This window comes from Thermoanaerobaculia bacterium, assembly GCA_018057705.1.
Taxonomy (GTDB): Bacteria; Acidobacteriota; Thermoanaerobaculia; order Multivoradales; family JAGPDF01; genus JAGPDF01.
The window spans coordinates 1-7,428 of the sequence record JAGPDF010000125.1 but is presented as its reverse complement, the minus strand read 5'-3'; the positions used below and the strand labels follow the sequence as shown (position 1 = coordinate 7,428).

Below are 7,428 nucleotides of genomic sequence, written 5' to 3'. Positions count from 1 at the left end.
CCGGCCTGAGATTCCTCGCGCGCTGCGGATGGCACGCCCGAATCTTGCCTCATCGCGGGGAGCGAACGGAAGGCGCGCCCCCGCCTTTCCGTGCAACTCCGGGCGCCTCCCGGCGTATGCGAAGGCATGCGAACCCCTGACGCGAGCCGCCGCACCCGCTGGACCGCCCTCCTCCTGGTTGCCGGGAGCGCCGCCTTCGCAGGAGCGGCGGCGCCGGCCTCGGCCACTTCACCGCTCGGCTCGCTCGATGTCACGAAGTACGGCGTCGTCTGGACGGTGCCGGCGATGGCGGAGGTGAACGTCGAGAGCGGCCTCGCTTTCGGCCACGGCGAGCGCCGGTTCGATCTCTACCGGCCGCCGGCGACCGCAGGGGCGGCGGGCACTGGCACCGTTCCGGCGCTGGTTTTCGTGAACGTGACGGGGGCGCCTTTCCAGGAGTGGCAGATCTATCGCGACTGGGCGCGCCTCGCGGCCGCGCACGGTATCGCTGGAGTGGTCTACCAGAGCGATGCAGCCGACAGCAGCGCGAGTCTGACCGCGCTCTTCGAGCACCTGCGCCGCCACGGCGCGGAGCTCGGGATCGACCCGGCGCGGCTCGCGATCTGGGCCTGCTCCGCCAACGTCAGCCTGGCGCTGCCATGGCTGCATGCAGAACCCCGGCCCGAAGTCGCGGCAGCGGTTCTCTACTACGGACACTCGCCGGCGCCGCAGTTGCGAACCGACTTGCCGGTCTTCTACGTCCTCGCCGGCCGCGACAGTCCAATGATCAAGGAGGGCATCCGTGGGCTCTTCGCGCAGGCGGTGACGGAGGCCGCGCCGTGGACGATGGTCGAGGCGCCGACCCTCCCCCATGCCTTCGACGCGCTCGACGAAAGCGTCGAGTCGAGGCGAGTGGTGAAGCAGACCATCGCCTGGCTGGTCGACCGCCTGGTGACGCCGCCTCCTGCCGGACCCGTGCCCGATCTCGCTCGTCAGGCGCTTACCGCGACCTACGGCCAGGATTGGGCGGCGGCCGGAACGGCGCTGCGCGCCATGCTGAAAGCGGAACCCGGAAGCCGCGAGGTGGTGACCGCACTCGGATCCGTGCTCGCGCGCGGCGGCGAGAGCGTGGCGGCGATTCCGGTGCTGCGGCAGGCGATCGCGCTCGGTGAGGACAGCGCGCAGGTGCACCTCAACCTCGGCCAGGCATTGGTGCGCACGGATGAGCTCGACGAGGGCTTCGCCGAGCTCGCGCGTGCGGTGGAGGCCGGCGCCAGTCCTGGGTTCGTCTACAACCAGCTCGGCGTGCCGGCGATGCAGCGCGGCGACATGGCGACGGCGATCCGGATCTGGGAAGGGGCGGTCGCCGCGACAGCAGCGCTCCCGCAGGCCGCTGCCGTACATCGCACGGTGATCTACAACCTCGCTTGCGCCCACGCCCGCGCCGGGCAAAGCGACGCAGCGTTCGAGCGTCTCGGTCAGACAATCGCCCTTGGCTTCGGGCCGCGCGCCATCATCGCCAGGGACGAGGACCTCGTCAGCCTGCGCGCCGATCCGCGATTTGGCGCGCTGCTCGAGAAAGTCGCTCCGTCACCCTGACGGGCGACGTTTCCTGGACGCCGAGGGGTCCTGCGAAGCGGAGCCGGCCGGAAAATCGGCTGGCACCTCCCAGCGCAGACCTGTCCAAAGTCAGGCCCCGGACCCTACCGGGGGGAGACGCGCTCACGGCGGAGGCCGACTAGCGTTCCCTCAGCTCATCGACAAGGGGGGTCGCATGTTCGTCTCGTCTCGCTTCACAGGTCTGATCGAGGTCGTTCTGGCGCTGCTGCTGTCCGTTTTCCTGTCTTCCAGCGCCGGCGGCCAGGCCTTTCTCGTCGAGGACATCAATACGATCGACGTCGAGAACGATCCCCTGGGGATCCGGGCGGGTGTCACGATCGGCTCGACGCACTACTTCGGGCTCTCGACCGACGAAGACCGCGCTCAGCTCTGGAGCTCGAACGGCACGCCCGCGGGGACCCAGCTCGTCCGAAACGTCGCGCCCGGTTTGCAGATCGGCCTGCTCGAAAGCATGACCCGGATCGGTTCGTTCGCTTACTTCTCCGCCGAGGACGCGGGCTTCGGCAGGGAGCTCTGGCGCACCGACGGCACCGCCGCCGGGACCGTTCGTCTCAGCGACGTGAACCCAGGCCCGGCGGATTCGAACGTGCATCAGCTCCGTGCAGCCGGCTCGACCCTGTTCTTCGTGGCGACGAATGCGGCCCTCGGGCAAGAGCTCTGGAAATCGGATGGCACCGTCGTCGGCACCGTGCTGGTGAAAGACATCGCGCCGGGGTCCGGCTCCTCGAGCCCCTCCGGGCTGACCGCCCTCGGAGCCACGCTGATGTTCATCGCCAACGACGGCACGAACGGCGACGAGCTCTGGAAATCGGACGGCAGCGCGGCCGGCACGACGCTGGTGAAGGACATCTTCGCCGGTCCCACCGGCTCGAGCGGCGACCAACTGACCGCTGTCGGCTCGACCCTGTTCTTCACCGCCGAGGACGCAACCAACGGCTACGAGCTCTGGAAGTCGAACGGCACCTCCGCGGGCACCGTGCTGGTCGAGAACATCGGTCCGGGCGCGGCCGACTCCTTCCCGGACGACCTGATCGCCTTGAACGCCACGACGCTCATCTTCAGCGCCGACGACGGTGCCACCGGAGCCGAGCTCTGGAGATCCGACGGCACCGCGCCTGGCACCGCGCTCATCGCGGAGCTCGCTCCGGGGGCCGACGGGATCGACATCGACGAGAGCTACATGGTCGTCGTCGGAGGGGCGGTCCTGATGCATCTCAACGACGGCCTCATCGGTGCCGAGCTCTGGCGCACCGACGGCACCGCTCCCGGCACGTTCCTGCTGCGCGACTTCGATCCGGGTCCGGGCGACGGCTATCCCGCCGATCTCTTCGTCCTGGGCTCGCAGGTGCTTCTCACCGCCAACACCCCCGCCGAGGGGGGCGAGCTCTGGAAGAGCGACGGTACGGTGGCCGGCACCGTGCTGATCCGCGACATCGTTCCCGGAGCCGGGAGCAGCAATCCCGCGGCCTTCGGCGTCGCCGGCGGCTTCGCCCTCCTCACTCTCCGGCCGGCATCGCTGGACACGGAGATCTGGCGCACTGACGGCACCTTCGCCGGCACGGTGCCGCTCGTCGACCCGACACCGTTCGCAGAGACGACCAGCAATCCGTTCGAGCTCGCCGCCGCTGACGGGCAACTCCTCTTCTCCGCCGACGACGGCTTGAACGGACGCGAGCCCTGGAGAAGCAACGGCACCGCAGTCGCGACCTCCCTGCTCGCGGACATCACCGCCGGCGGCAGCGGCTCCGACCCGACGCAGTTCGTCAGCGCCGGGAGCACGACCTACTTCACCGCGCAGTCCGCCACCGGCCGCGAGGTCTGGAAGACCCTCGGCTCGCCGGGCACCTCGCTGCTGGTCGAGGACATCCGCCCCGGCTCCAGCAGCTCCTTCCCCGACAGCCTGGCGGTCATCGACGGCATCCTCTACTTCCGGGCCGACGACGGTACGAACGGCAGCGAGCTCTGGCGATCCCAGGGCACGGCCGCCACCACGGAGATGATCGTGAACCTCGAGCCGGGTTCGGGCGGGAGCGGCCCGAGCGAGATCCGTGAGAGCGGCAGCTTCGGCCGCGGCATCGGCTTCTCGGCCTTCACCACCACGGGCGGCGCCGAGCTCTACACGACGACCGGCGCGGTCGGTAACGTCGATCTCGTCGACCAGATCGAGGCGGGTAGCGCCTCATCGTCGCCGTTCGGGATCCACTATTCCGGCCTGGTGGCGGTCTTCGCCGCCCGGACCGCGGCGGCCGGCTTCGAGCCGTGGCTCATCGCCGACGTGGCCGGAAATTACTTCACCGCCTCGCTGGGCGACCTCAACCCGGGAGCGCCGGGGAGCGTCCCGCAAGAGTTCACGCCGGCCGCTGGAGCGACGTTCTTCAGCGCCGAGGACAGCGCCTCCGGACGCGAGCTGTGGACGACCGGCGGCAGCGCCGCGACCACCAGCCGCTTGAAGGACATCTTTCCGGGTCTCGGCGACTCCGACCCCGCCGAGCTCCTGGCGTTCGACGGCCGGCTCTTCTTCCGCGCCTGCGATCCAACGGCAGGTTGCGAGCTATGGACGAGCGACGGCACGCTCGCCGGCACCCAGCGGTTCAAAGACATCCTTCCCGGTTCGGGGAGCGGCAACCCACAGTACCTCGTCGTCGCGGGGGACGACCTCTACTTCTCGGCCTGTGACGAGGCCGCGGGCTGCGAGCTCTGGGTGTCGGACGGCACCCCGGCGCGCACCCGCCGCCTCGCCGACATCGCGCCGGGGCCGGCCTCCTCGAATCCGAGCGCGGAAGTCGCAAGCAGTCAGACCGACCCGCTCGTCGCCGTCGGCGGGCGGTTGTACTTCTCGGCGACCGACGGCTCCGGCCGCGAGCTCTGGGCGATGCCGCTCTTCCTCTTCGACGACGGCTTCGAGAGCACCGACACCACGGCCTGGTCGCTGACCGTGCCCTGATGGCGCGCGCCGCAATGCGACCCCTGACTAAGGTGAGGAGTCGCTTCCGACCCGCGTCAGGCGACAGGCCGCCGGATCGGCGTCAGATTCCGCACAACGATTCACAACAGGAGGGTCGAGATGCGAATCCAGCGCTCTTACACCGCGGCCGCCGCAGCCACCGCAGCCGTCTTTGTCGCCGCCGCGTGCGCGACACCGCCTGCAGCGGAGGCGCAGGGGTTTCGCGTCGCCGACATCAACCCCGACAACGTTCTGAACGGCGACAATCTCGACTCCCCACCCGGGGCACTGCTCGGCGGCCAGCTCTATTTCGGGGTCCGCGACAACGTCGAAGGGCAGCTCTGGAGATCCAACGGCACCGCCGGCGGCACAGTATCGATCGCCATTCCCACTCCGGGTTCAGCGAGCGATGTCGAGCTCGCCACCGCGGCCGGCGGGTTCGTCTTCTTCGAGTACAGCGATCCCGCCGCCGGACAGGAGCTCTGGCGCTCCGACGGCACGGCGGCGGGCACGCTCCGGCTCGCCGACATCCGGCCCGGGCCGCAGGGGTCGCAGATCGAGGAGATCGTCGCGCTCGGAGCAAGCGTCCTGTTCACCGCCAGCGACGGCACGAACGGTCTCGAGCTCTGGCGCTCCGACGGCACGCCGGGCGGCACGACGCTGGTCAAGAACATCGCGCCCGGCGCGCCCGGCTCCGATCCACGCGAGCTGACCGTCGTGGGGAGCACGCTCTTCTTCTCCGCCGATGACGGCGTCAACGGCCTCGAGCTCTGGAGGTCCGACGGCACTCCGGGAGGGACGGTGCTGGTGAAGGACATCCGCCCCGGCGCGACCGACGGCAACCCGTTCGATCTCGTCGCCGCCGGAGCGACGCTCTTCTTCGGCGCCGACGACGGCACCCACGGCTACGAGTTGTGGAAGTCGAACGGCACGGACGCCGGCACGGTGATGGTCGAGGACCTGAACCCCGCCGGCGACTCGAATGCCGCGAGGTTGATGGCGCTCGGCTCGATCGTCCTCTTCGAAGCCGACGACGGCGTCCTCGGCCCCGAGCTTCACCGTTCGGACGGCACCGCCGCCGGCACCTTCCTGGTCGAGGAGATCGCCGCCGGCCCGGGCGGGATCAGCGTCTCCGACGAGGGCTTCGCCGTGCTGGGTGGGGCCCTCGTCTTCAACCTCGCCGACGGGGTGAACGGCGCGGAGCCGTGGAGGAGCGACGGCACCGCCGCCGGAACGTCGCTCCTCGCCGACCTCGAGCCGGGAGGCGACGGCTCGTCCCCCGCCGACTTTCGCACGGTCGGCGCGCGCGTGCTGTTCCGCGCCTCGACCACGGCGGCCGGCTTCGAGCTCTTCGCGACCGACGGCACCGCCCCTGGCACGATCCTCCTCGAGGACATCCAGCCAGGAGGCGAGAACGGTAGCCCCCAGATGATCGGCGTGGCCGGCGGCAAGCTCGTGCTGATGGCCTCGCCGTCGCCGGACGATCAAGAGCTCTGGATCTCGGACGGCACCCCCGCGGGAACGCTGCCACTGGTCGACCCGACGCCGGTGCCGCAGACCGGGAGCCAGACCGAAGAGCTCTACGATTCGTTCGGAACGCTGATCTTCCGCGCCGACGACGGCGTCCACGGCAGGGAGCCTTGGGTGAGCGAAGGCAGCGCGGCGACGACCGAGCTGGTGCTCGACATCAAGCCCGGTGCGAACGGGTCGGAACCCAGGGAGTTCACGATCGCCGGAACCCGCCTCTTCTTCTCGGCCAATGGAACCGAGGGGCAGGAGCTGTGGAAGAAGACGATCGGCGGGGCCGTGCTGGTCGAGGACATCAACCCCGGCACCGGTGGGTCGCAACCGTTCGAGCTCACCGAGGCCGGCGGGGCGCTCTTCTTCGGCGCCTTCACCCCGGCCTCCGGGAGCGAGCTCTGGCGCTCGCAGGGCTTCGCGGCCGACACCGAGATCGTGGCCGAAATGGGCGCCGGAAGCGCCAGCGGGTTTCCGTCCGACCTCCGGAACAGCGGTCCGTTCGGCGGCGGCATCCTCTTCTCCGCCGAAACCGCCGCCGCCGGACGGGAGTTGTTCACCTCGACGGGCGCCCCCGGGAGTTTCCAGTTGGTCTCCAATTTCGCGGCAGGAACGGCTTCCTCGTTCCCCGACATCCAGCTCGTCAACGGCTTCGTCGCCTTCGTCTCGGCGCACACCAATGCCGCGGGGCGCGAACCGTGGATGTCGGTCGACACCGGAGCGACGTTTACCGAAGTCTCGCTGGGAGATCTCTACCCAGGGAGCAACGACAGCAACCCGAGCGACTTCGTCGTCGCCGGCGGCACCACTTTCTTCCTCGCGGAGACCCCAGCGCACGGTCGCGAGCTCTTTAAGACCGGCGGCTCGGCGGCGACGACGGTGCTCGTCCTGGACATCTTGCCTGGCGCTGCGAGCTCCGGGATCCAGTCACCGGTCGCCTTCGACGGCAAGCTCTTCTTCGGCGCCTGCGAGCCGGCGACCGGCTGCGAGCTCTGGACGAGCGACGGCACGAGCGCCGGCACGCAGCTCTTCAGGGACATCTTCCCCGGAGTTCGCAGCGGTGATCCACGCTTCCTCAAGGTGGTCGGCGACGATCTCTTCTTCCGCGCCTGCGACGAAGCGGCGGGCTGCGAGCTCTGGGTGACCGACGGCACGCCGCAGCGCACCCGGCGCGCCGCGGATCTGCGTCCCGGCGGGCGCTCCTCGAAGCCTGGCGGCGACGGCTCCCAGAACGCCGGCAGCCGCCTCGTCGAGAGCGGCGACTATCTCTACTTCGCGGCCGACGACGGCAGCGGCGAAGAGCTCTATGCCATCGGTGCTCTCCTCTTCGACGACGGCTTCGAGAGCAACGACACTTCGGCCTGGTC

The 7,428-nt window shown here is 69.9% G+C and carries 3 protein-coding genes; all 3 read left to right on the top strand.

The window, feature by feature from the left end; translation table 11 throughout:
* Positions 1-126 precede the first annotated feature (126 nt).
* Positions 127-1,578, top strand: coding sequence for a hypothetical protein (locus tag KBI44_20650; protein ID MBP9146893.1), 1,452 nt, complete (start codon positions 127-129; stop codon positions 1,576-1,578).
* A 175-nt stretch (positions 1,579-1,753) separates the two neighbouring features.
* A complete protein-coding gene (locus KBI44_20645) occupies positions 1,754-4,543 on the top strand; it encodes a hypothetical protein (protein MBP9146892.1) in 2,790 nt (929 codons plus the stop codon).
* Positions 4,544-4,663: 120 nt separating this feature from the next.
* Positions 4,664-7,428 (top strand): hypothetical protein (locus tag KBI44_20640; GenBank protein MBP9146891.1); only part of this gene is annotated, 2,765 nt, incomplete at its 3' end.